Source organism: Rhizobium azibense (genome assembly GCF_004342325.1).
Taxonomy (GTDB): domain Bacteria; phylum Pseudomonadota; class Alphaproteobacteria; order Rhizobiales; family Rhizobiaceae; genus Rhizobium; species Rhizobium etli_B.
This window is the reverse complement of sequence record NZ_SMBJ01000004.1, coordinates 308,999-331,641: the sequence shown is the minus strand read 5'-3', so window position 1 is coordinate 331,641 and position 22,643 is coordinate 308,999. Positions and strand designations below refer to the sequence as shown.

Genomic DNA, 22,643 nt, shown 5'->3' with positions numbered 1-22,643 from the left:
GTTGGGGCAGAGGAAAACCAATCTTCCGTGATTTGCGCGCGCGCCATTGCGTCGCCCGCCACCCCTGAATAAGGTTGCACCCAATCAAGCTCAGGGAGGTAAGCCATGCTCCGTTTCGGTATCATTTCGACGGCAAAGATCGGCCGTGAACTCGTCGTTCCTGCCATTCAGGACGCGGAAAACTGTGTCGTCACCGCGATTGCCAGTCGCGACCTGAAAAAGGCGCGCGAGATGGCTGACCGCTTTTCAGTTCCTCATGCCTTTGGCTCTTATGAGGAGATGCTCGCCTCCGACGTGATCGACGCCGTCTACATCCCGCTGCCGACTTCGCAGCACGTCGAATGGTCCATCAAGGCGGCAGACGCCGGCAAGCATGTCCTTTGCGAAAAACCGATCGCGCTCAATGCGGGCGAGATCGACAGCCTCATTTCTGCTAGGGATCGCAACAAGGTCCTGATTACCGAAGCCTATATGGTGACCTACGCGCCGGTATGGCGAAAGGTCCGCTCGCTGATTGCCGATGGCGCAATCGGCAAGCTTCGCCATGTCCAAGGTGCCTTCACCTATTTCAATCGCGATCCCGGCAACATGCGCAATATTCCAGAACTTGGCGGCGGCGGCCTACCCGATATCGGCGTCTATCCGACGATCAGCACGCGCTTTTCGACAGGCAAGGAACCACTGCGCATCCAGGCCGTCACCGAACGTGACAAGGAATTCGGCACCGATATCTATTCGAGCGTCAAGGCCGATTTCGGCGATTTCGAGCTGAGCTTCTACATCTCGACCCAGATGGCAAACCGCCAGGTCATGGTGTTCCATGGCACGGAAGGTTACATCGAGGTAAAATCGCCCTTCAATGCCGACCGCTGGGGGCCGGAGGAACTGGAGCTCGCCAACCGGAGCCACGACGAGTCGACCATCTTCCGCTTCCAGGACAGCCGCCAGTACAAATGTGAAGCAGAAGCTTTCGCCCGCGCAGCCAGGGGCGAGAAGGAAGAGGTCGTCACGCTCGAAAGCTCGAAGCTGAACCAAAAGGTGATCGACGCGATTTACCGGGCGAGCGAGAAGGACGGCTGGGAGCCTGTTTGATTATTCACGAAATGCGAACCGGCTGTAGCCGAAGATTGCAAAGCACAATGCAGAGAGGGAGGCGAGAACCGTCGCCGCCAACGGCTGCAGGGACGGCAAACCTGTTATGAGGGCGGCGTAGAGACCATAGTTCAAGATCGCCGAAGTCAACAGGATGGCGACGATACCGGCGCGGCCGACCGACAGGCGGCCGGCTGCCGTCAGATCGATGCATCGCAGCATCGCGAGCATAATGCCAAGGACTGCAGCAAGGCTAACTGCCCGCGTCAGGAGCGGGCCTTGCATCACCTTCAGCAGCAAATGGAAGAGCAGCGTTTCGGTTGCCGATCCCAATAGCGACATTGCGGCAAAGCGCAGAAGCGACCCGCTTCGATTGAGAGGGGCGTCAGCCATTGATCGCGAGCATGCCGGCAATAATGAAAGCCGCGCCAATGGCGTAGCGAACAGTGAGGGCTTCCCCAAGAAAGAGCTGCGCCAGCAATGGCACGAAGCAGAAGGTCAATCCCATAAACGAGTAGGCAATCGTCAGCGGGACGGCTTTCAGGACATAAATCCAGATAATCGTTCCGAGGCCGTAAAGGAGCAGCGCTGCAAGCAACACGGGGTTGAGAAGCAGCACAAGAACGTTGCGGACGCTGAACTCGCCTGTTGCCGCGCTCGCCAGCTTGAACAGCACCTGGCCCGAGGCAATCAGCAACGGCGTGCCGACAAGCCCAATCCATGTTGCGGTCGAGAAAGTGGAAAGCATCGAACCGTCCTTCAATTCCCTCCACCTCTCTCTTCCGAATAGAAGATGTCGCGACCGATGTCCTCGCAGACAAAGGCTGGAGGCACCGGGTGGACAGCTCTGAGGAAGGAGTGCGTATAAGGGAAGAAATTGAAGTGCGGATTGAACGTGTAGCGATATTCGCGTTCCCTCGGCACAACGATAATCAGGCGGCGTTTTGCAATCCGGCGCAGTTCGGCAATCGCTTGCCGGTAGTCGAGAATATGCTCGATCACGTGCGTGCAGATGACCGTGTCGAATTCGGCGTCGGCAAAGGGGAGGTTTTCGACCTTGGCTGCGACATATTCGATGCCAGGCAGCCGTGATGCGTCTTCAATGACAAAGTCGACGCCTGTAAGGCGCTTGAGCCCAGGATGCGCTGACTGGATGCTGCGGAGCAGCGCTCCCGTGCCGCAGCCGATGTCGCAGACGCTCTCTCCCGCGATCGATCCGAGGATGCGGCTGATGCAGGCCGCAGAATTGTCGGTGCCTTCGTGAACTCGCGGATGATTGCGGTAAAGCTCGGCATATTCCTCTGCCGAAAGAAACGGTGCTCGCTCGCGAAATTTCGCCAGGTGCGTGATATGGTCTCCCCAGACGCGCCGCGCAGCCCAGCGAAACGCAAAGGAATCACGGACAAACGGCGGCAGGATGTCTTCCAGCACGAAACGAATGCGGTTTGTGGTCTCTCTGTTCATGAAAAGGGCGTCACCTTTGAGCGGAAGCAGCTATGCGATACGCGTGGTCCTGGCACCTTGCGCTGTTTCCATGAGCTTTTCCGGCATCAAACCCTGGCTCGGCGCGCCGACGCTGAGGTAGTGAATGCGAAGCTGCTCGGCACGCGAGCGTGCGACGGAATCAAGGATCAGACCCGCGGTGAAGACCATGAAGGAGATCATCATCAGCGCCATGGACAGAACCCATGTCGGCATGCGGTTGACAAGGCCGGTCTCGAAATATTCCGCCAGCACAGGCGCCATGAAAGCCATGCTCGACAGCATGAAGAAAGCGCTGATGAGGCCGAAGAAGGCAAAGGGCCGCGTTTCCTTCATCAGCATGGCAAACATCCAGAGAATCTTGCCGCCGTCCTTCAAGGTCGAGAGCTTCGAGTGCGAACCTTCCGGGCGACGGCCGTAATCGAGTTCCAGCTCGGCGACCGGCAGCTTGAGCCGAGAGGCGTGGACGGACATTTCGGTCTCGATCTCGAAGCCGGCGGAAACGGCCGGGAAGCTCTTGACGAAACGGCGCGAAAAGGCGCGGTAGCCTGAGAAAATATCGGTGAAGTCCTGACCGAAGATCGTGCGGTAGAGGATGTTGAAGATGCGGTTGCCGAGAGCATGTCCGTTGCGCCCGGCGTCGGAGTGAACCCCGCGCCGCGTTCCGACTACCATGTCGGCGCGCTCGGTCAGCAGCGTGCGGATCAACTCTTCGCCGTCTTCCGGCGCATAAGTGCCGTCGCCATCGGCCATCAGATAGATGTCGGCGTCGATATCGGCGAACATGCGGCGCACGACATGGCCCTTGCCCTGGCGCCGTTCGCGCACGACAGCGGCGCCGGCCAGCATCGCATGGAGCGCGGTGCCGTCAGTCGAATTGTTGTCGTAGACATGAATCTGCGCTTGCGGCAGTGCCGCCTTGAATCCGCGGACGACTGCACCGATCGTGGCCGCTTCGTTGTAGCACGGAAGCAGCACGGCGACGTTTGGGGTTTTGATCTGCGATCGTGTCATGATGCCACTCGCCATTGACAATTGGCTCGCAGTCTAAAACACGCAGCGTTAATAAGACCCTATAATGCGGGAAGAATCAGCAGCCGGTCGGACGCTTTACACTTTCTTGATCTGCAAAAGCTAAAGTTTGCGCAGCTCAGGACGGGACAGCAGGAATGGCGAACGTCGCAGGAATGACTGGCACTTCAGCTTCTAAATCTTCGCCGCCCACCGTATCGCTTGCCACTATGCGCATGCTTCTTACGCGTCTGCGCCCGTCCGTTTTGCTTTATAGCGCGGTGCTGATCGCGGGCATTTTGCCGGTGAAGCTGATCGGGACGAAAGACTACGTCGGTGCAGACAATGACGACGGTATGCGGCTCGTCGAAGTAAGGGATTTTCTTTCCGGGCAGAGCTGGTTCGATTTGACGCAATACCGGCTGGGCGTTGATGGCACGCTGATGCACTGGTCGAGGCTGATCGATTTGCCGATCGCCGGGCTCATCAAGTTCTTCGGCTTGTTTCTGGCGAGCGAGCAGGCCGAGGCCGTGGCGCTCGCGCTCTGGCCCGTTTCACTCGTTATCCCTCTCATGCTTGCGATGGCGATCGCGGGCCGCCGCGTCGGCGGCGTGCCTGCCATGCACATCTCTCTGGCGATGACCGCACTGGGCGTATGGACCAGCAACCGTTTCGTTCCGGGTGCGATCGATCATCACAATGTGCAGATCGGGCTCGTCGCGATGATGACGGCAATGCTTCTCGATGAGGAGCATCGGGCCCGAAGCTATATCGTTGCAGGCTTGATGGCGGCACTGGCGATGGCCATTGGGGTCGAGACCACACCGTTTGTCGCATCGGTCTGTCTTGTCGTCGCACTTCATTGGGCCTGGGTGGGGGCAGCCTTTCAGAACGCTGCCAAAGCATTCGCACTGACGCTGACGCTGGCCGTCAGTATCCTGTTCTTCTTGACCATGCCGCCCCGCCTATATTCGACCGTAACCTGCGATAATTTTTCGCTTGGCTTTTACAGCCTCGCGGCGATCGGCGGTGGGATGCTTGCCGTTGCTGCTGTTTTCGCAAGCCGTGCGTCGAGGATGGGACGCTTCGCTGCACTCGGTGCCATCGGCATCGCTGTTTCAGCTTCGGCCATCGTGATTGCGCCCCAATGCCTGCATAATCCGCTTGACGATCTCGATCCCATGCTCGTTGAGTTGTGGCTGAACAACATTTCAGAAGCGCGTTCCATTCTCGACATGATCCGCGACGAGCCTTTTGGGATCGGTGCCTTTTACGCATCCGGCCTTTTGGGTATTGCTGTCAGTGCATTCCGGATCCTCTATCGCGACAGAGTGCGCATTCACGCCATTCTGCTTTTCCTGCTCGTCCTCTGCTGGGCGATCGGTCTCATGCAGGTGCGCGGCGTACCCTTTGCAAACCTGATCGCTATCCTGCCACTCGCGCTGCTGATTATCGACATCCGCCGTATATCGAACAGCGATCGCGAAAACGTCGCTGTCGCTTCCTGCTACATCATGCTGGTTCTCGCCAGCGTACCTGCTGTCTGGGCCGTTGCTGGGGCTTTCATCGAGCTGCAAGGGCAGACGGAGCAAGACAAGAAGAAAGAAAAAGACGAGGAAAACAAGCCTTCATGCACCTCAAGAGAGGCGCTTGCGCCGCTGAAGGCGATGCCTGTCGGCATGGTGGCGGCCTCATCTGAACTCGGGGTGTCGATCCTCCGCTTTACGAGCCACCGTGTTCTGACTGCACCTTACCATCGCAATCCCCGGGGTATGCTGACCGAAATGCATATCGGCCTCTCCGAACCGAAGGATGCAAAGGCCTTCCTGAGGGGGGCCGACGTTCGTGTTTTGGCTTTCTGTCCCGACGATTATCCGACGATGCAGTTCGCAAAACTGAAGCCGGAGGGTCTTTATTCTCAATTGGCGAAGGGCAATGTGCCGTCCTACCTCCAGCCGCTTCCTAAGGCTGCGGGCGTTGGCGTGCAGTTCTTTCTCTTCAAACCGGAAAAGTGAGCGCTGACCCGAAGCTATGCTGATCTTTCCCTCCGCTTTCGCTAGAAAGAAAGGATGAGCAATGTCTTCGACACCGATTCGCCCACCAACCTGACTGAATATTCGGTCTCCGAACTTTCGGGATCGATCAAGCGCACGGTCGAAACCGCCTTCGACCAGGTCCGGGTGCGCGGCGAAATTTCCGGCTATCGCGGCCCGCATTCATCAGGGCATGCTTATTTCTCCCTGAAGGACGATCGTGCGCGTATCGACGCCGTCATCTGGAAAGGCACGTTCTCGCGGCTAAAATTCCGGCCGGAAGAAGGCATGGAGGTGATCGCCACCGGCAAGGTGACGACCTTTCCTGGCTCGTCGAAGTACCAGATCGTCATTGAAACGCTGGAGCCCGCGGGTGCCGGCGCGCTGATGGCGTTGATCGAGGAGCGCAAGCGAAAGCTTGGTGCTGAGGGACTTTTCGACGCGGCGCGAAAGAGGCGGCTGCCGTTCATGCCGAGGATCATCGGCGTCGTCACGTCGCCAACGGGCGCCGTTATTCGCGATATCCTGCATCGCATTTCAGATCGTTTTCCAGTCCATGTCATCGTCTGGCCCGTCAAGGTGCAGGGCGATGGTTCCGGCGAGGAGGTGGCCAATGCGATCCGCGGTTTCAATGGCTTCCAGCCGGGCGGCGAAGTGCCAAGGCCCGATGTGCTGATTGTCGCGCGTGGTGGCGGCAGCCTCGAAGATCTCTGGAGTTTCAATGACGAGATTGTCGTGCGCGCCGCCGCTGAAAGTGAAATCCCGCTCATCTCGGCGGTTGGCCACGAAACGGACTGGACTTTGATCGACTATGCAGCCGATGTTCGTGCGCCGACGCCCACAGGGGCTGCGGAAATGGCCGTTCCCGTCAAAGCCGAACTGGACGCCCAGGTTTCGGCGCTTTCGGCGCGACTGCAAGGCTGCACGAACCGGCAGATGGATCACAGGCGGCAGTCCGTTCGGGCATTGATGCGAGCGCTGCCGTCGCTCGATCAGTTGCTGGCACTGCCGCGCCGGCGCTTTGATGAAGCGGCCGCAGGCCTTGGCCGCGGACTTGAGCTCAACACCATCAACAAGCGCCGGAGCTTCGAGCGCACAGCATCGCATCTGAGGCCGGACGTTCTTTCCAATCGCATTGTCGAGCGCCGCCAGATGCTGGCCGAGCGGATGACGCGGGCCGAGCGCACGGTGGAGCGACTGATCGATCGCTCCAAGTCCCGCGTCTTGAGGGCCGATGCCGTCTTTGCATCCTTGCCGATGCGGCTGAAGACGCAGACGGCACGCATGCGTGAGCATCTGACAAACCTGTCCCGTCACGCCGATACTGCTGTCCGCCATCAGTTGACACGGTCAAGGGGCGAGCTTTCGGCGCAGGACCGCGTGTTGCAGTCGCTGTCCTACAAGAACGTCCTGAAGCGCGGTTATGCAGTCATTCGCGACGATGAGAACCGGCCAGTATCGCAGGCCGCGGCGCTTTCGCCTGGCGTGGGCATTTCGCTCGAGTTTGCCGACGGCCGCGTAGGTGCAGTGACCACCGAAGGCGGTGCTCCGCCAAGGAAACGCTCGCCGAAGCCGGAAGAGCCGACGATGCCGCCGAAGCAGGGTAGCCTGTTTTAGGAGGGAGTGATGCGTATCCTGCTGGTACTCGCCCACCCGCTCAACGAGAGTTTTGCCGCCTCTGTTGCAAAGACAGCGCGTGAAGCTTTGGTAGAAGCTGGTCATTCGGTCGATCTGCTCGATCTCTACGCCGAGGATTTCGACCCTCGCCTCACGAAGACCGAGCGCGGCGGCTACTTCGACATCCCCTACGACACTTCCGGTGTCTCAAGGATTGTGGAGCGGTTGAAGGCGGCCGATGGATTGATCCTCGTCTTTCCGCAATGGTGGTTCAATTTTCCGGCGATCCTCAAAGGATTCTTCGATCGGGTCTTTGCGCCCGGTGTTGCCTTCTCGCATGATACGGCCGGCGGACGGATCGTTCCGCAGCTGACGAATATCAAGCTGCTTTGGGCTCTGACGACGACGGGCTCGCCCTGGTGGCTGGTTCATCTCTACATGGGCGATCCTGTGCGGCGGCTACTGAAGCGTGGCATTGCAAACTTCTGCTCCAAGGGCCTCAATTTTCGAATGCTCAGCCTGCATGACATGGACCGCGCGACGGCCACCAAACGCCAAGCTCATCTTGATCGCGTGCGCAAGGCGCTGAGCGCGATATGACTATTCGAACTTCGCGAGGAACTTGCGCAGCAGCGCATCGAGCGCTGCCTTATCTTTATCGCTGAGGCCTTCGATAAGCCGCTGCTGATTGGCCACATGGGCACCGACCGCGGTCTCGACGGCCGCAAAACCGTTCTCCGTCAATGCAATCAGCACGCTTCGCCGGTCGTCGGGATTGAGCACGCGTTCGACGAAGCCTGATTTCTCGAGCTGGTCGATGCGATTGGTCATGGTACCGGAGCTCACCATCGTCATCGCAAGAAGATCGCCAGGCGAGAGGCGATAGGGTTTTCCGGAGCGCCGAAGCGTTGCCAGCACGTCGAAGGCGGATGACGAGAGCCCGTGCTGAAGCAGGACTTGCTCTACCTCGCGTCCGAGATGTGTCGACAACCGTTTCAGGCGCCCCAGGATACCCATGGCTTCCACATTAAGGTCCGGCCGCTCACGTTGCCATTGGGACAGGATTTTATCTACGCGGTCCATTGCTTGCTCATCCTTCGACAAACAAAGGATAGCACGATATGTCTTGACGTCAAGATAAATAGCGATATGCTGGTTTTATCTTGAAATAGAGATTCTTGATATGAAGAAAAACAGCACCTATATAGGCGATGTCCTGGTGACAGCCGTCGCGCCCGCCATCTGGGGCAGCACCTACTTCGTGACGACCGCGTTCCTGCCTGCAGGCTATCCGCTGACTGTTGCGATGCTGCGCGCCTTGCCTGCCGGTCTTGTCTTGCTCGCCACCATCCGTCGCTTGCCGGTTGGTATCTGGTGGGGCAGGGTCTTTATCCTCGGCGCGCTGAATTTTTCGTTCTTCTGGGCAATGCTTTTCGTTTCGGCCTACCGGCTTCCAGGCGGCGTCGCCGCGACGGTCGGGGCTATTCAGCCGCTGATCGTTATCGCGCTGTCGCGCCTCCTTCTTGGCAAACCGATCAAGCTTCTTGCCGTCGTTGCCGGTCTGGCCGGAATGGCTGGCGTCGCCCTGTTGGTGTTGACACCCAAGGCTGCGCTCGATCCGATTGGCATTGCCGCCGGTCTTGCAGGCGCCGTATCAATGGCTTTCGGCACGGTGCTGACGCGCCGGTGGACGCCGCCGGTATCGAACTTGACCTTCACCGCATGGCAACTGACGGCGGGTGGGCTCTTGCTCGTGCCAGTTGCGCTGATTTTCGAGCCGGCTCTTCCTGTGCCGACAACGGCCAATGTGCTGGGCATGGCCTATCTCGGACTGATCGGCGCGGCCTTCACCTATGTCCTATGGCTGCGCGGCCTGTCGAAGATCGAGCCAGCGGCGGCGGCCTCGCTCGGTTTCTTGAGCCCGCTTGTGGCGACGTGTCTCGGTTGGCTTGCGCTTGGCCAAAGCTTGACGCCCGTGCAGCTCTTCGGTTTCCTGCTCGTACTGGCGAGCGTGTGGATCAGCCAGCGAGCGATGGCACCCGTCAGGCCCATTCTCCCTGCCGCATCACCGCAACCCGCGAACCGTCCGGCTTGATGCCATCGATATCGACTTTGTCGGAACCGATCATCCAGTCGATATGGATAAGGCTGCTATTTCCGCCCTGGGCCTTGATCTGGTCCTGGCTGAGCTTTGCGCCGTCGAGGAAGCACTTCGAGTAGCATTGTCCGAGCGCGATATGGCACGAGGCGTTTTCGTCAAAAAGCGTATTGTAGAAAAGGATGCCGCTTGCCGAAATCGGTGACGAGTGCGGCACGAGCGCAACTTCGCCGAGGCGGCGCGCGCCGTCGTCGGTGTCGAGCACCTTGTTCAATACCTCTGCGCCGCGCGAAGCCTTGGCCTCGACGATCCGGCCCTCTTCGAAACGAACCTGGATGTTGTCTATCAGTGTGCCCTGGTGCGACAGCGGCTTTGTGCTTGAGACATGGCCTTCCACGCGCAGCGCGTGCGGTGTCGTGAAGACCTCCTCCGTTGGGATATTCGGGTTGCAGGTCACGCCGTTCTTGGCGACGGAGGCACCGCCATGCCACTCATGACCGTCGGCAAGCCCAACGGTCAGGTCGGTGCCTGGACCCTGGAAATGCAGTGCTGCGAAGCGCTGACCGTTCAGCCAGGATGAGCGGGCGGCAAGGTTCGTATTGTGCTCGATCCAGGCTGCGACCGGATCGTCGAGATCGACGCGAGAGGCGGCAAAGATTGCCTTTGCCAGTTTCGCGACCGCGATTGGCTCTGGATCGTCTGGAAACACGACCTTCGCCCAAGACGGATTGGGATAGGCAACGATGTTCCAGTTGATGTCGAAGTTCGAGATCTTTTCAAGCGCTGGTTTGTAGGCAGCGGAGTTCGCCCGGTTTGCGCGGCTGACCTTGCCGGAATCCTGTTCGGAAAGGAGCATTGGATTGTCGCCGGCAATTGCAAGACGTGCCGCACCGTTTTGAAATGCCTTTGCCATGCCTTCGTAGAGCCAGCCTGAGGCTCTGTCGAAGCTTTCGTCGCTGCCGTATTGATAGCGGGCAAGCGTGGTCTCTTCATCGGAGTAGAAAGTCGTAACAAGCCCGGCGCCCGCCATGTAGGCGTGATTGGTGATCAATCGTACCAAAGGCATTGCGACAATCGGCGCGGTCATCACCAGATCCTGACCCCTTTGTAGCTGCAGGCCGACCCTGACGGCGACCTCGGCGAGCTTTTCCAGCTTGATCGGATCGACGGAATTCTGACTCTGGGGCATGAACGTCATGGCCGGCTACCTCTTGAAATCTGCTCTCTGAAGATGCCAGACTTAGACCCCTTTACGGCGAAAATGAAGCTCGCCGGCGTGAAATTGCAAAGCGGCAATACAACGCACGATCTTAGGCAGCCGCCTGTTCAAGCAATGCTGAGCGATGTTTCTCAAGGAACGCGATGAGACGCTCGTGATAATCGGTAGCGGCGGCTTGCCTGACACTTCGCCGCTGGGCAAGCGTGCTTCTCCAGCGCTGCACCTTTTCCAGGCCATCGAAGATGCGGCTGTCGCTGATTGTGTCGAAGACATCGAAATATCGGAAGATCGGTGCAAATACGGCATCCACGAGGCTGAAGCTCGTGCCGCCGAAATGTGGTCCGCCGGAAAGTTCGGTTTCGATGACAAGGAATTTCGATGCAAGGACCGTTCGTTTGGTCGCCAGCACCCGCGGGTCGCTCGTCGTTTCGTATATCCACAGATCGGCCAGGATGGACGAGCCGAACTCCATCCATCCGCGATGGCGGGCCCGTGTCAGGGCATCTTGCGGATGAAGCCTCGGCCCGGGTTGCGTTTCGTCGATGTATTCGCATATTGCCGCGCTCTCGAAGAGGTTGATCTGCCGCCCGTCTGCCTCGATCAGCAGAAGCGGAACCTTGCCGAGCGGAGAAATCTTCAAAAACCAGTCAGGCTTGTCATCGAGATCGATGAAAATGCGCTCGTAGGGCACGCCCTTCTCACCAAGGGCAATCGCAGCGCGCTGAACATAAGGGCACAGGTGGTGCGAGATGAGGGAAAGCTTCTGCTTGGACCTGGATTGACCGGTGTTCATGTGCGTGAGTCTCCAATGGTATATGTAATTGCATATAATTTTCCTTGCTCGTTCGTCAAGGTAAATGTAATTGCATCTATATGGGCCAAAAACCTCGAACCGAGACAGTCACGCAAGCGTGGATCGCCATCATGCACGCTCAGCAGCGCTTGCTGCGGGCCATCGAGAGCGATCTCAAGAAGGCCGGCCTGCCGCCGCTTGGATGGTATGATGTACTCTGGGAGTTGGCGCGCGCGGAGGAAGGCAGACTGCGCCCCTTCGAAATCGAAGAGCGGACGCTGCTGGCACAATACAATCTCTCGCGATTGATCGACCGGCTCGAGCGCGAGGAGCTCGTCAGCCGCGAGACGCTTGCCGAAGACGGGCGCGGCCGATGGGTTGTCATTACCCAGGCCGGCCGGGCGCTTCGCGAACGCATGTGGACGGTCTATTCCAGGGCGATCGAGACCCACGTCGGCTCGAAGCTTGACGAACCATCCGCCACGGCGCTCGTCAATCTACTGGCGCGATTTTCCGCCTAAGCGATGAGCGAGGCGGCTTTGGCATTCAGCATCTTGAGCGCCTCCTTCGGCGCAAGGCGCACCTGCAGGCCGCGTTGACCGCCGTTCATGTAAACCAGAGGCTCACTGAGCGTGGCCTCCTCCAGCGCCGTCGGAACCGGCTTTTTCTGACCGAACGGGCTGATGCCCCCGACATGATATCCGGTCATTCGCTCTGCATCTGCAGGCTTCATCATGTTTGCCGATTTTCCGCCGAAAGCGCTGGCAAGTTTTTTCATGCTGACTTCTCGATCGGAGGGCACGACGACACAGACTGGCTTACCGTCCACTTCCGCCATCAGCGTTTTCAGCACGCGATGCGGCTCCTCGCCGAGCGCTTCGGCAGCTTGGAGACCGACACGTTCGGCATTCGGATCATAGTCGTAGCCATGCACCGTGAAACGGACACCGGATTTGGCAAGAACCTGCGTGGCGCGCGTCGACTTGGACATCTTATCTTTCGAATTCCGCCGCGTAGCTCTCAGGCTTGAAGCCGACCAGCAGCTTGCCGCCTGCTTCCAGAACCGGCCGCTTGATCATCGACGGCTGATCGAGCATCAGGGCGATGGCCTTTTCCCGCGTGAGGTTTTGGCGGCTGGAGTCGGGTAGTTTGCGGAAGGTCGTTCCGGCGCGGTTGAGCACCGTTTCCCATCCGGCTCGGTCAACCCATTGCTCCAGATGAGCGCGATCGATACCCACGGCCTTGTAGTCGTGGAAATCATAGGCAACGCCATGCTCTTTCAACCAGGCGCGCGCCTTCTTCATCGTGTCGCAGTTCTTGATACCGTAAATGATGGCAGTCATTCTCAATCCTCGAGGGTTCCGGCTTTGCGCGCCACGCTGCTGGGCTGGCTGCAGGCGATCTTCATCAGGGTCGCGCGCCGGCGTACCAGTCGGTCGGAAACGCGGGTCAGCACGAGGCCGGCTTGCGGCGCGCGAATTTGCATGCTGCCGTCCGCCAGGCCGGGACGCGTGAGGATCGTGGCCAGCAGATCGCCTTCAGCTACCACTTCACCGATGCTTCGATGAAAGAGGACCGTGCCGGACGCCGGCGAACGGATCATCTCGACATTGTCGAGCGGCACGGCCGGACCGGCGAACTTGCCTGGCAAGACACCCTCGGCTTTGATGATCTCGCGTGCAGTGAGGAAGCGCCACAGCCCTTCTGCATCCGCTTTGGCCATATCCGGATAGACATCGCGTATGCCGCGAAGTTCCAAGGTGACGGAAAGCTTGCCGGGCAGACGGGTGCGCTTTTCGCCAGGCACTTCATATTTCCAGGCAAAGCTGATCGCCTCCTCGAAAGCCGTGCTTTCGCCATCGGAAAGGAGCACTGCGTCCATCGCCAAGGCGGCGGCAAGGTCGCTCGCATCCGGCCAGTAGGCCTCATCGATATAGGCGTATTGGAGGGATTCGTCGTCGCAATGCAGATCGAGCACGAGATCGGCGCCAAGCGCCATATGCATCAACTGCCGCTTCAGCCGGTCGATTGCCGGATAACGATCGAGATCGTCGGTCAGGTTGTCGCGGTCGCGCAGCGAAATCAGCGGAAAGTCCCGATTGAAATTTATCCGCGAACCGAGATCGAAACGGCCCTGAAGTGCGCCGAAATGCGACTGTGCCGCACCAATCGGATTGGCCTGGGGTACGATCGTGATGTCGCCCGCAATCTTGTCGGCAGTTTCTGCATCGCGCAGCATCCTGCAGAGAAAATGCAGAAGTGCTGTGCCCGGAAGTTCGTCGGCATGGAGTGCCGCCTGGATATAAACCTTAGGTGCGGCCGGGTCGTTGCCCTTGAACCGAAAAACCGGCAGACGCCACTCGATGCCGGGTGTGTCGCCCGGAATGATGATCTCGGAAATATCCACGCTGCGCACTCCCGAAAATTTTGCTTGAAAGAGCTTTATGCGAACCCGGCGGGCATGTGCAAGGCGTCAGCTAGTGCTCTTCGTTTGAAGCAAGTACACCGCCCTTACTCCGCCATCCCATCGGTGACGCTCGCCGATATGCTTCGCTCTCGCCGGCTCCCGAATGGGCGAAGGAAGTTCGAATTGTTCGGTGCTGGCATGACCATTCGCAGGCATCGCAGTCGCCTCCATTTTCTCATGCAGTTCCAGATCCACCGAAGGTGCTAAAGCGCACGAACAAAATTAGAACATTTAACCTTGGCCAAGGCCCGTGCGAAATGGGTAAACTGTTGCAAGAAACGGGTTGAACTCATCGTCCGGCCGCACGATTTTAGGGGCGAGTGAAGCACAGAGGCGATGTCATGGCTGAGAAAGCGCATCAATATCTAATCTTCGAGACGGCTGGCGGTTTTTGCGGAATTGCTTGGAACGAGATCGGCATTGCACGTTTTCAACTGCCGACAAGTGCCGCGGATGCGACGGAGCGGCTTCTGTTGCGTCGCCTTCCGGCAGCCGAACCAGGTACACCGACGCCTGAGGTTGCAGAGGCGGTCGCTGCGGTAAAGCGTTACTTCGACGGCAAAGAAACAGATTTTTCAGGCGTAAAGCTCGACCTTGAGGGTCAGGATGCATTCTTCAAGTGCATCTATGCCGCTGCCCGCCGCGTCGGCTGGGGCCGAACGACCACCTATGGCGCGTTGGCGAGGGAACTTGGCGCAGGCCCGGAAGCGGCGAGGGACGTGGGTCAGGCGATGGCAAAGAACCCGGTTGCCCTCATTATCCCGTGCCACCGCGTACTTGCCGCAGGTGGCAGGATTGGCGGATTTTCGGCGCCGGGCGGATCGAATTCCAAACTCAGGATGCTGGAGCTGGAAGGCGTCCGACTTGAGCCGCAGCCGGCGCAGCAATCCCTGGAATTTTAGTCTGCGGGATGAAAACCCGCGTGATCGTTCAATGAAACGTATAACGACAACGGCTTTTGGCACCGTACAAACTTCGGCAACCAGGCCATCAAAAAGTTTCTCGTCCGGACGTTATTGCGAGCTTACGACGCCGTGCCCGAAATAGACTTCGGGCTGTTTCGATGATCGTTTTTTCCGGAGCGCGAGGATGCCACCCCAGTATTCGCCTGGACTTCTCGCCGGAACTTCTACGAACAATCAAACTCCGCACGTCTTCTACCCGCGATGTTTGCACTTTCGCAGCGAATTCGCCGAGGTTCTTTTTAAGATATTGGCTATATCGAACAGCATTACGACACCGCCGCTCACGCACATCGACCACCACCTGAGCACCGGCGAGGGCTTCCGAGAGCCCTTCGCCGGTGAAGGGGTTGACGCCAGTGCTGGGCGAGGCGGCGACCACTTCGTGACCCGCTTCGCGCAGGAGAGTGACGGGGCGCGACCCAATCAGTCCGCTGCCGCCGATAACGACGATTTTTAGGAACGTGCCTCCATTTGGAACGAGGGCCATGAGCCGGCGCTGGGGATGCCGGCTTCTGGTGAGTCAGCCCTTCACGAACGCGAGGAGATCCGGGTTCACCACATCGGCATGTGTGGTGCACATGCCGTGCGGGAACCTCTCGTAGACCTTCAGCGTGCTGTTCTTCAGCAGCTTCGCCGACAGGGGCGCGGAATCCGCGATCGGTACGATCTGGTCGTCGTCGCCATGCATGACCAATGTCGGCACCGTGATGATCTTCAGGTCTTCCGTGAAATCGGTCTCGGAAAATGCCTTGATGCCATCATAATGGGCCTTGGCGCCGCCCATCATGCCCTGTCGCCACCAATTGTCGATAACGGCCTGAATCGGCTGCGCGCCGGGCCGGTTGAAGCTGTAGAAGGGACCTGACGGTAAATCGACGTAGAATTTGGAACGGTTGTCGGCGAGCGCCTTGCGCAGCCCGTCGAACACCTCGATCGGCAGGCCGCCCGGGTTGGACGCTGTCTTCACCATGATCGGCGGAACCGCACCAATGATAATCAGCTTGGCGACGCGACTTTGCGGCTGTCCATGCTTTGCAACGTAGTGTGTCGCCTCGCCGCCGCCGGTAGAATGGCCGATATGCACGACGTTCCTGAGGTCGAGATGCTCAACCACCGCCGCTGCGTCAGCGGCATAATGGTCCATGTCATGACCCTCGCTCACCTGTGCCGAGCGCCCGTGCCCGCGGCGGTCGTGGGCAACGACGCGATAGCCGTTCTGGAGGAAGAACAGCATCTGCGTGTCCCAATCGTCCGAGCACAGCGGCCAGCCATGGTGGAACATGATGGGCTGGGCGGTTTTCGGACCCCAGTCCTTGTAAAAAATCTCGACGCCGTCCTGTGTGGTGATCGTGGCCATGGTTTGGTTCCTTTCGGAGGTTGGGCCTTGGGCTGTGGTTGATTGGGCTGTGGTTGATTAGACTGTGGCTGGCCAGCTTGGGAGCATCGCTGTCGCGCCAAGGCCGAATGCAAGCATCTCGCGACGGCCAGGATCGTCCGGTTCATGTGGTTTTATGTCTGTCATCAATCGCCCCCTTTTCCGCTCGCGGCAGAATTACTGTTCTCTATTCGACTTGCTTTTCCGGGTGGAAGTGATCGTCTCACTCACCCTTGAGCGCGCGCAGGATCTGGTGATCAGTGATGATGCATCGCCGGCAATGCCCCGCAACATTGTAGCAAGAGCTTAAGTAACTAATGGAACAGAATGTATTCATTTCGACCAAACCCGGGAAGTAGTCGAGTTTTTTTATCTAGTAATATTCAAGAACATTGCCGCCCCGGTGCGTTGACCTGTATTCTTGAGTATTTTCTGCAAAGCAGCAAGTAGGATGGATTTTGTGACCTGGTCTGAAGAATCAGACCATCGTATGTAGATCACCCGCGGCCGTCGCCAAGCCCTCATCCAGAGGAGCTGGGTTCGCTTGGATTGATACCTGCCATTGGACACCGCCACCGTTGACGGTGTTGCAGAGCCATCCATGTCATCTGTGTTGAGATCCGCCAGAAACGTTTGGCAAGCTCGTGCGGCTCAAGGATTTGACACTCCGCCGGCCTTGCGTCGCCGGTGTGGAGGACCGCGACGTCGCAATCCTGACAATAGACCCCACCGATGCCGTTGAGTAGCGGACTTGTGGCACACCAGAACACATGTCACGGCTTTGCAGACCCGTCTTCATCCCTCGTGATGGCTCGAGAGCCGACGCCCCTCTCTGTCAAAGGCATCCAAACCGGCGGCCCTCTTCGAGCTCAGATGGAGCGCAAAATCGGCCAGAGATTGGCCAGGATGAAGTCAAAGCGCACCAGCGCGTTGACGGTCTTCGACTGGCAAAGGGGAGTGATTGGAGTTCGACGTCATTTGATCGTTCCCGGCCCAACTTGCGAGACGGTCGTCAGCTTTGATCTCCATCTATGTTGCCGCCCCGGTAATTTCGTTCGCCCGTAACGGCGGGAAACACCGACCACGCTGCCAGAAACAGCGCCGCGATCACAGGGCCGGCTACTAAGCCGTCAGGCCCGAAGGTGGCGATGCCACCCAGCGTCGAGATCAGGACCAGATAATCCGGAATTCTGGTTTCCTTTCCTATAAGGATTGGCCGCAGCAGGTTGTCCACGAGCCCAATCACGAGGATTCCGAAGGCGAGCAGCACCGTGCCCTTCCAAATAGCCCCTGATACCAGCAGGAAGATGGCGATGGGTCCCCACACGAGAGCGGTGCCCACAACCGGCAGCAGCGCGAAGAAGGCCATCACCGCCCCCCAAAGCACTGGCGTCCGAATATCAAGCATCCAGAGAACTAGCGCACCCAGCGTTCCCTGCACGAGCGCCACGACGACGCTGCCCTTGACGATTGCATTAATGGTCAGTGCGAATCGGCTGAACAGCGCCTGGCGCAACTCGCCACTGAGCGGCATAGCCTCGCCGATCAGTCGCGCCAATTCGCGCCCGTCACGCAGCAAGAAGAACAGTAGGTAAAGCATCACGGAAACGCTTACCACGAGATGGAAGGTTGACTGCCCGATGTTGATCGCCTGCCCCGCCAAGAACTGCCCGCTCTCTGCGAGCGCGTTCAGCAGCCGTTCGCGCAGCAAAGCAGCATCCGGCAGCTCGATACTGTCGAGCAGGCTATTTAACCAGTCTGGCAGCATGCCGCGCAGGGTTTGTATGTCAATGGCGGGAGCGAACTGGCCCGCCGCGATGCTCTTGTAAACCGAGGCCGCCTCGCGAAAGACGAGGTTTGCAATGAGCAGAAACGGCAAGATCACCATCATGAGAATGATGACCAATGTGAAAAGCGCTGCAAGATTGCGCCGGCCCGGGATGCTCCTAAGAATCCCGCGGTTGACGGGGGCAAATAGCACAGCGAGCACCGTCGCCCATAGGATCGCGCCAGAAAACGGCCACAGCATCCATGCGAAAGCCAGCGATACGGCGGCCGTCAGCCAGATGAAGGTCTTTTCCTTAATTTGCCGCACAGTCAGCTTTTCCGGTTGCGCCCGCACAATCGATTATTCCAAAGCCGTGTCAACCCACTTCGCGCCATACAATGCCGGGGGCAGCAGGTGCACCTATCCCAGCCTCCTTCGACGCCCGCTCGTTTGCGACGATCTTTTTTGATGAATAGGCGGACTTTATCGGCTCGAAAATCAGGCGCTGCATCGCCCACGCCGGAGGCGAATGCTCTGTCGGACACGAAAAACACCGTCAAAAGTACCGTCAGAGTGATCTGCTACAAGCTGCGAGCCTGCGCCAGGCGCTCCGATAAACTTAACGATTTCAACGACTTGATAGAGTTGTCAAGTCCATTGATAATGTGCCCCGGCTAGCAGTCTGCCCTGCCCGCAAATCATTGTATTTTTTGCGAAATACTACGCTAGAGCCGCCTACCATCACCGTTTCCCTCACTCCCACTCGATCGTTCCGGGCGGCTTCGAGGTCACGTCGTAAACCACGCGATTGATGCCGCGCACTTCGTTAATAATGCGGGTTGCGGCGCGGCCGAGGAATTCCATGTCATAGTGATAGAAATCCGCCGTCATGCCGTCAACCGAGGTGACGGCGCGAAGCGCGCAGACGAATTCGTAGGTGCGCCCGTCGCCCATGACTCCGACGGTCTGGACCGGAAGCAGCACCGCGAAGGCCTGCCAGATCGCATCGTAGAGGCCCGCCTTACGGATTTCGTCGAGATAGATTGCATCGGCTTCGCGCAGGATGTCGAGCTTTTCGCGAGTGATGCCGCCCGGGCAGCGAATTGCGAGCCCCGGGCCTGGGAAGGGATGGCGGCCGATGAAGCTATCGGGCAGCCCGAGTTCCTTGCCGAGTGCGCGCACTTCGTCCTTGAAGAGCTCACGCAGAGGCTCGACGAGCTGCATGTTCATGCGCTCCGGCAAACCGCCGACATTGTGATGCGACTTGATGGTAACCGACGGGCCACCGGTGAAAGATACGCTTTCGATCACATCCGGATAGAGAGTGCCCTGGCCCAGGAAATCGGCGCCGCCGAGCTTTTTGGCTTCTTCCTCAAAGGTCTCGATGAACAAGCGCCCGATGATTTTGCGCTTGGTCTCCGGATCGCTGACGCCTTCGAGCTCGCCGATAAACCTGTTCGAGGCATCGACATGCAGCAAGTGTAAATTGTAATGCTCGCGGAACATCGCGACGACGCTCGCGGCCTCGTCTTTGCGCATCAGGCCATGATCGACGAGTATGCAGGTCAGTTGGTCGCCGACGGCTTCGTGGATTAGGAGCGCTGCGACCGAGCTGTCGACGCCGCCCGAAAGCGCACAAATGACGCGCTTGGTGCCCACCTGCTGGCGGATTTGCTCGACCGCCTTCTGGCGATAGGCCGACATTGACCAGTCGCCCTTGATACCGGCAATGTTGTGAATGAAATTGCCGATGAGCTTCGCGCCATCCGGGGTATGCACGACTTCCGGATGGAATTGTACGCCGTAATATTTGCGCTTTTCGTCGGCGATGAAAGCATATGGCGCATTGGAGGAGGTCGCGACGACCTCGAATCCTGCCGGCAGCACCGTGACGCGGTCGCCGTGGCTCATCCAGACTTGATGGCGCGAACCTTTAGACCACAGTCCTTCGAACAGTGGGCAGTCCTTGTCGACGTCCAGGAAAGCGCGGCCGAATTCGCGGTGATGACCGCTCTCGACCTTGCCTCCGAGCTGCATGCACATCGTCTGCTGGCCGTAGCAGATGCCGAAGACCGGCAGGCCGCTTTCGAAGATGATCTGCGGCGCGCGGGGCGAACCTTCGTCGACCGTCGAAGCCGGGCTGCCGGACAGGATCACGGCTTTCGGCTGAAGGCGCTTGAAGCCCTCTTCGGCGGATTGGAAGGGAACGATCTCGCAGTACACACCCGCCTCACGCACTCGGCGTGCGATCAGCTGGGTCACCTGGCTGCCGAAATCGACGATGAGAACGCTGTCGGGATGTGCTGTGTGGGTCATGGCGAGCCTTTAATGAAAAGCACTCGTCGTGGCAATCCAGGAAATCCGCCGACGCGGGATTTTATTGTCCTGATTGTCACCGCTTTAGAGCGCATCAGAACCAGAAAACACCATCCTCGAGCGCTGCGAATAGGCTATCGACGGCATATGAGAGCTTGCGGTCGATCACGTGCAGATATTCCGTCCAGCCGGAGATATGCTGCAGTTCTTCAGCGCCGTCGGAGATTCCGCGAAGGCCGATCAGCGGCAGCCTATAGCCTTGGCAGGCGCGCAGAATCGCAAATGTTTCCATGTCCACCATGTCGGCAGCGATGTTCCTGTAGGCCGGCCCAGAGATAACGTTGCCACCGGTGGAAAGGCTGGCCTCAGGAATACCTGGAATGCGCAACGGCAAATCGATGACCGCTGGAAGATCGAGGAAGGGTGTGTGGCCCTTCTCGAAACCAAGCGGCGATGCATCCATGTCGCGATAGGAAACGGAAGAAACCTGATAGACTTCTGTCTGCTCCAGCGTCGCGGAACCTGCCGAGCCGAGAGAGACGACGAGCTGCGGCAGGTCGTCGGCCTGATCGAGCCGGGAAAGGGTCTTCGTCATCGCGACCGCCGCCTCGACCGGACCGACGCCCGTCATCAGCGGTTCGAAACGGGAGCGCAAGAAGGGTCCATATTCGGCTTCCGCTGCCATGACGAAGAGAATTGACTTGCCGGCGATCGGCTTCAGTTCGAATTTCATCCCGTAATTCCTTCTCGGCCGCGAACGACCATCATCGTTCCCGTCATGGAAGCAATCAGCTTGGCCGGTCCATCGCCGATCGCATAGCCACGCCCGTCGGCAACGATGATATTGGAGCCTGGCTTGGTGATCTCGCCGCGAAACAGGAAGCGCTCGCCGCGCCCAGGGGACATCAGGTTGACCTTGAATTCGATTGTCAGGATCGAGGCATCGATGTCGATGACACTGTAGGCGGCAAAGCCGCAGGCGCTGTCGAGAGCTGCCGAAATGACGCCGGCATGAAGAATGCCATGCTGTTGCGTAAGCTTGAAGTCGAAGGGGAGTTCGATCTCCACCACGCCATGCTCGACGCGCGTCAGCTCGGCGCCGATCGTTTCCATCGCCGCCTGGCGGGCAAAATTGCGACGGATCCGTTCGCGGAAGTCGCCGTTGTTCCTAACGCTCATGCATTTATCCCCTTGCGATCGCGAAAGTGGCACGGCGCGCCGGTTTCGACAAGGATGAAAGGCAATCAGTTCCGATATGCAATCGAGCCGGAATGCCGCAAAAACGATCCGCAGCATAAGTACAGGATGCAGATCAAGTGCGCGCTCGGACAATCCTGACGATGTGCTGATCCCATGCCACATTGCTGCGCGTTGCAAGGAACTCACCGGCATAGGAAGAGATCGCAAAACCATGTCGGGCGGGCGCGATGCCGGCAGCGTCGGGGATGATGTCTTCGGCCAATACCTTGCCGGAGTTGCAGTCGAGGATTGCCGATGCGCCCTTCGGCGAGGTCACGCCGACCAGGGCGTCCTTGCGGTTGACGGCAATGGCGCCGACATAGTTGCCGAGCCGGCGGGTCGTTTCCTGTGGCAGATCGATAAAGGTCAGTTCCTCGCCTTTGGCGAAGTGACCGACGAGCGGCGGCAGGTCGTTACGGTGGCCCTCGTACTGGCATGCAAACCACACGCGACCATTTGCGTCTATATCGACATGACGTGTCGAGACTTGCGACCATTGCCGTGGCAGCACATGTTTTTCGACGAGCGTTCCATTTGCTGCATCGATCAGTGTCAGCGATGGCTGCATGTTGCCGAGGTTGAGCTTCGTGCGGCCGAAATCGGGATGGGTCTCGATGCCACCATTGGCGATGACGAGAAAGCGGCCGTCATCGGAGACGGTCATATCGTGCGGGCCGACCCCATAGGTCTTGAACTCGCCGATGCGGGCGAAGCGGTTTGTCGCGTCGTAGAGACCGATCATGCCGCGATTGCCGTCAAAATCGTTCTCACTGGCATAAAGCAACCGCCCGTCCGGCGAAAAGGTGCCGTGTCCGTAGAAGTGGCGGCCTTCGGCGGAGGTGATGACGTCCGGCTCGCTCCTATTGCTGGGTTCGAAAATCATTGCGTAGGTGCCGGGACGGCGGGCGAAGGCGACGGCCTTGCCGGTGGTCGGGCTGAAAGCCATGCCATGGGCACGTGCTGGCAGGGCGACCTGATCGATGATTTCGCCGCGTTCGGTCACGGTCGCCACCGCGAAGGAGCCGTCGGCGGCGCGGATGCCCGAGGCATAAACCGCATCCGCGCGCTCAAGTGCCAGCAGCCCGCGCGGCGGCAATGCGGCGAGAAAGCTCAGGCCCGCTGCCTTGACGAAACTGCGCCGGTCGATCGCAGCGCTCCGCCACATCGC

23 protein-coding genes and 1 pseudogene are annotated in these 22,643 nt (G+C 58.9%); 7 read left to right on the top strand and 17 right to left on the bottom strand.

Annotation, left to right across the window (positions count from 1 at the left end):
- The first annotated feature begins 105 nt into the window (after nt 1-105).
- Nucleotides 106-1,092 (top strand): Gfo/Idh/MocA family protein, encoded by a 987-nt coding sequence (locus EV130_RS12040; protein ID WP_074059881.1) that lies wholly within the window; start codon nt 106-108, stop codon nt 1,090-1,092.
- On the opposite strand, the gene EV130_RS12035 is transcribed toward EV130_RS12040, so the two are convergent.
- From EV130_RS12035 to EV130_RS12020, 4 genes are read right to left on the bottom strand one after another with little or no spacing between them, the layout of a single operon-like run.
- Nucleotides 1,093-1,485, bottom strand: coding sequence for a GtrA family protein (locus tag EV130_RS12035; protein ID WP_132660396.1), 393 nt, complete (start codon nt 1,483-1,485; stop codon nt 1,093-1,095).
- On the bottom strand, nt 1,478-1,840 hold the full coding sequence (locus EV130_RS12030) for a DMT family transporter (protein WP_074063014.1): 363 nt from the start codon (nt 1,838-1,840) through the stop codon (nt 1,478-1,480). Before EV130_RS12030 ends, EV130_RS12035 begins: the two co-directional genes overlap by 8 nt.
- Nucleotides 1,841-1,851: 11 nt before the next feature.
- Entirely contained in the window at nt 1,852-2,556 is a 705-nt protein-coding gene (locus EV130_RS12025) for a class I SAM-dependent methyltransferase (RefSeq protein WP_132660394.1), read from the bottom strand.
- A gap of 30 nt (nt 2,557-2,586) precedes the next feature.
- Nucleotides 2,587-3,588 carry a glycosyltransferase gene (locus tag EV130_RS12020; RefSeq protein WP_074063015.1) on the bottom strand — a complete coding sequence of 334 codons (1,002 nt, stop codon included), beginning with the start codon at nt 3,586-3,588 and terminating at the stop codon, nt 2,587-2,589.
- Between the two features lie 173 nt (nt 3,589-3,761).
- Between EV130_RS12020 and EV130_RS12015 the strand changes: the two genes are divergently transcribed.
- The 3 genes from EV130_RS12015 to EV130_RS12005 are packed head-to-tail and all read left to right on the top strand — an operon-like array spanning nt 3,762 to nt 7,835.
- Nucleotides 3,762-5,600, top strand: coding sequence for a hypothetical protein (locus EV130_RS12015; protein WP_132551542.1), 1,839 nt, complete (start codon nt 3,762-3,764; stop codon nt 5,598-5,600).
- A gap of 54 nt (nt 5,601-5,654) precedes the next feature.
- Nucleotides 5,655-7,235, top strand: a complete 1,581-nt coding sequence (gene xseA, locus EV130_RS12010; protein WP_074059885.1) for an exodeoxyribonuclease VII large subunit — start codon at nt 5,655-5,657, stop codon at nt 7,233-7,235.
- Nucleotides 7,236-7,244: 9 nt separating this feature from the next.
- Nucleotides 7,245-7,835, top strand: a complete 591-nt coding sequence (locus tag EV130_RS12005) for an NAD(P)H-dependent oxidoreductase (protein ID WP_132551263.1) — start codon at nt 7,245-7,247, stop codon at nt 7,833-7,835.
- On the opposite strand, the gene EV130_RS12000 is transcribed toward EV130_RS12005, so the two are convergent.
- Complete coding sequence (locus EV130_RS12000) at nt 7,836-8,318, bottom strand: MarR family winged helix-turn-helix transcriptional regulator (protein ID WP_132551262.1); 483 nt, start codon at nt 8,316-8,318, stop codon at nt 7,836-7,838.
- Between the two features lie 100 nt (nt 8,319-8,418).
- Here EV130_RS12000 and EV130_RS11995 point away from each other — a divergent pair, with 100 nt between their 5' ends.
- Nucleotides 8,419-9,330 carry an EamA family transporter gene (locus EV130_RS11995; RefSeq protein ID WP_074059888.1) on the top strand — a complete coding sequence of 304 codons (912 nt, stop codon included), beginning with the start codon at nt 8,419-8,421 and terminating at the stop codon, nt 9,328-9,330.
- On the opposite strand, the gene EV130_RS11990 is transcribed toward EV130_RS11995, so the two are convergent.
- Together EV130_RS11990 and EV130_RS11985 are read right to left on the bottom strand one after the other, a co-directional pair.
- Nucleotides 9,278-10,531 (bottom strand): aminopeptidase, encoded by a 1,254-nt coding sequence (locus EV130_RS11990; protein WP_074059889.1) that lies wholly within the window; start codon nt 10,529-10,531, stop codon nt 9,278-9,280. The genes EV130_RS11995 and EV130_RS11990 overlap by 53 nt on opposite strands.
- A 112-nt stretch (nt 10,532-10,643) precedes the next feature.
- Nucleotides 10,644-11,345 (bottom strand): glutathione S-transferase family protein, encoded by a 702-nt coding sequence (locus EV130_RS11985; protein ID WP_132660392.1) that lies wholly within the window; start codon nt 11,343-11,345, stop codon nt 10,644-10,646.
- Between the two features lie 80 nt (nt 11,346-11,425).
- Between EV130_RS11985 and EV130_RS11980 the strand changes: the two genes are divergently transcribed.
- Nucleotides 11,426-11,866 (top strand): MarR family winged helix-turn-helix transcriptional regulator, encoded by a 441-nt coding sequence (locus tag EV130_RS11980; RefSeq protein WP_132551258.1) that lies wholly within the window; start codon nt 11,426-11,428, stop codon nt 11,864-11,866.
- On the opposite strand, the gene ybaK is transcribed toward EV130_RS11980, so the two are convergent.
- The 3 genes from ybaK to EV130_RS11965 are packed head-to-tail and all read right to left on the bottom strand — an operon-like array spanning nt 11,863 to nt 13,752.
- Entirely contained in the window at nt 11,863-12,336 is a 474-nt protein-coding gene (ybaK, locus tag EV130_RS11975; protein WP_132660390.1) for a Cys-tRNA(Pro) deacylase, read from the bottom strand. The two genes, EV130_RS11980 and ybaK, sit on opposite strands and share 4 nt — an antisense overlap.
- A 1-nt stretch (nt 12,337) precedes the next feature.
- Complete coding sequence (locus tag EV130_RS11970) at nt 12,338-12,688, bottom strand: ArsC family reductase (protein WP_074059893.1); 351 nt, start codon at nt 12,686-12,688, stop codon at nt 12,338-12,340.
- A 2-nt stretch (nt 12,689-12,690) separates the two neighbouring features.
- Entirely contained in the window at nt 12,691-13,752 is a 1,062-nt protein-coding gene (locus EV130_RS11965; protein WP_074063016.1) for a M14 family metallopeptidase, read from the bottom strand.
- 401 nt (nt 13,753-14,153) lie between these two features.
- Here EV130_RS11965 and EV130_RS11960 point away from each other — a divergent pair, with 401 nt between their 5' ends.
- Nucleotides 14,154-14,714: a methylated-DNA--[protein]-cysteine S-methyltransferase gene (locus EV130_RS11960; RefSeq protein WP_132660388.1), complete on the top strand. Its 561-nt coding sequence runs from the start codon at nt 14,154-14,156 to the stop codon at nt 14,712-14,714.
- A 349-nt stretch (nt 14,715-15,063) separates the two neighbouring features.
- Here the strand turns inward: EV130_RS11960 and EV130_RS11955 are convergent.
- The 7 genes and pseudogenes from EV130_RS11955 to EV130_RS11920 form a co-directional block, all read right to left on the bottom strand.
- Nucleotides 15,064-15,264 (bottom strand): annotated as a pseudogene (locus EV130_RS11955) (NAD-dependent epimerase/dehydratase family protein); the annotation flags it as partial.
- A gap of 33 nt (nt 15,265-15,297) precedes the next feature.
- Nucleotides 15,298-16,134: an alpha/beta fold hydrolase gene (locus tag EV130_RS11950; protein ID WP_132660386.1), complete on the bottom strand. Its 837-nt coding sequence runs from the start codon at nt 16,132-16,134 to the stop codon at nt 15,298-15,300.
- A gap of 1,030 nt (nt 16,135-17,164) precedes the next feature.
- Nucleotides 17,165-18,247, bottom strand: a complete 1,083-nt coding sequence (locus EV130_RS11940) for an AI-2E family transporter (RefSeq protein WP_245520052.1) — start codon at nt 18,245-18,247, stop codon at nt 17,165-17,167.
- A 426-nt stretch (nt 18,248-18,673) separates the two neighbouring features.
- On the bottom strand, nt 18,674-20,236 hold the full coding sequence (gene guaA / locus EV130_RS11935; RefSeq protein WP_074059897.1) for a glutamine-hydrolyzing GMP synthase: 1,563 nt from the start codon (nt 20,234-20,236) through the stop codon (nt 18,674-18,676).
- 94 nt (nt 20,237-20,330) lie between these two features.
- Complete coding sequence (locus EV130_RS11930) at nt 20,331-20,969, bottom strand: 5'-methylthioadenosine/S-adenosylhomocysteine nucleosidase (RefSeq protein WP_132551228.1); 639 nt, start codon at nt 20,967-20,969, stop codon at nt 20,331-20,333.
- The gene (locus EV130_RS11925) at nt 20,966-21,415 is read right to left on the bottom strand and encodes a PaaI family thioesterase (protein WP_074059899.1); all 450 of its coding nucleotides are present in this window, start codon (nt 21,413-21,415) and stop codon (nt 20,966-20,968) included. Before EV130_RS11925 ends, EV130_RS11930 begins: the two co-directional genes overlap by 4 nt.
- Before the next feature lie 133 nt (nt 21,416-21,548).
- Nucleotides 21,549-22,640, bottom strand: a complete 1,092-nt coding sequence (locus EV130_RS11920) for a DUF1513 domain-containing protein (protein WP_132660382.1) — start codon at nt 22,638-22,640, stop codon at nt 21,549-21,551.
- Nucleotides 22,641-22,643: the final 3 nt, after the last annotated feature.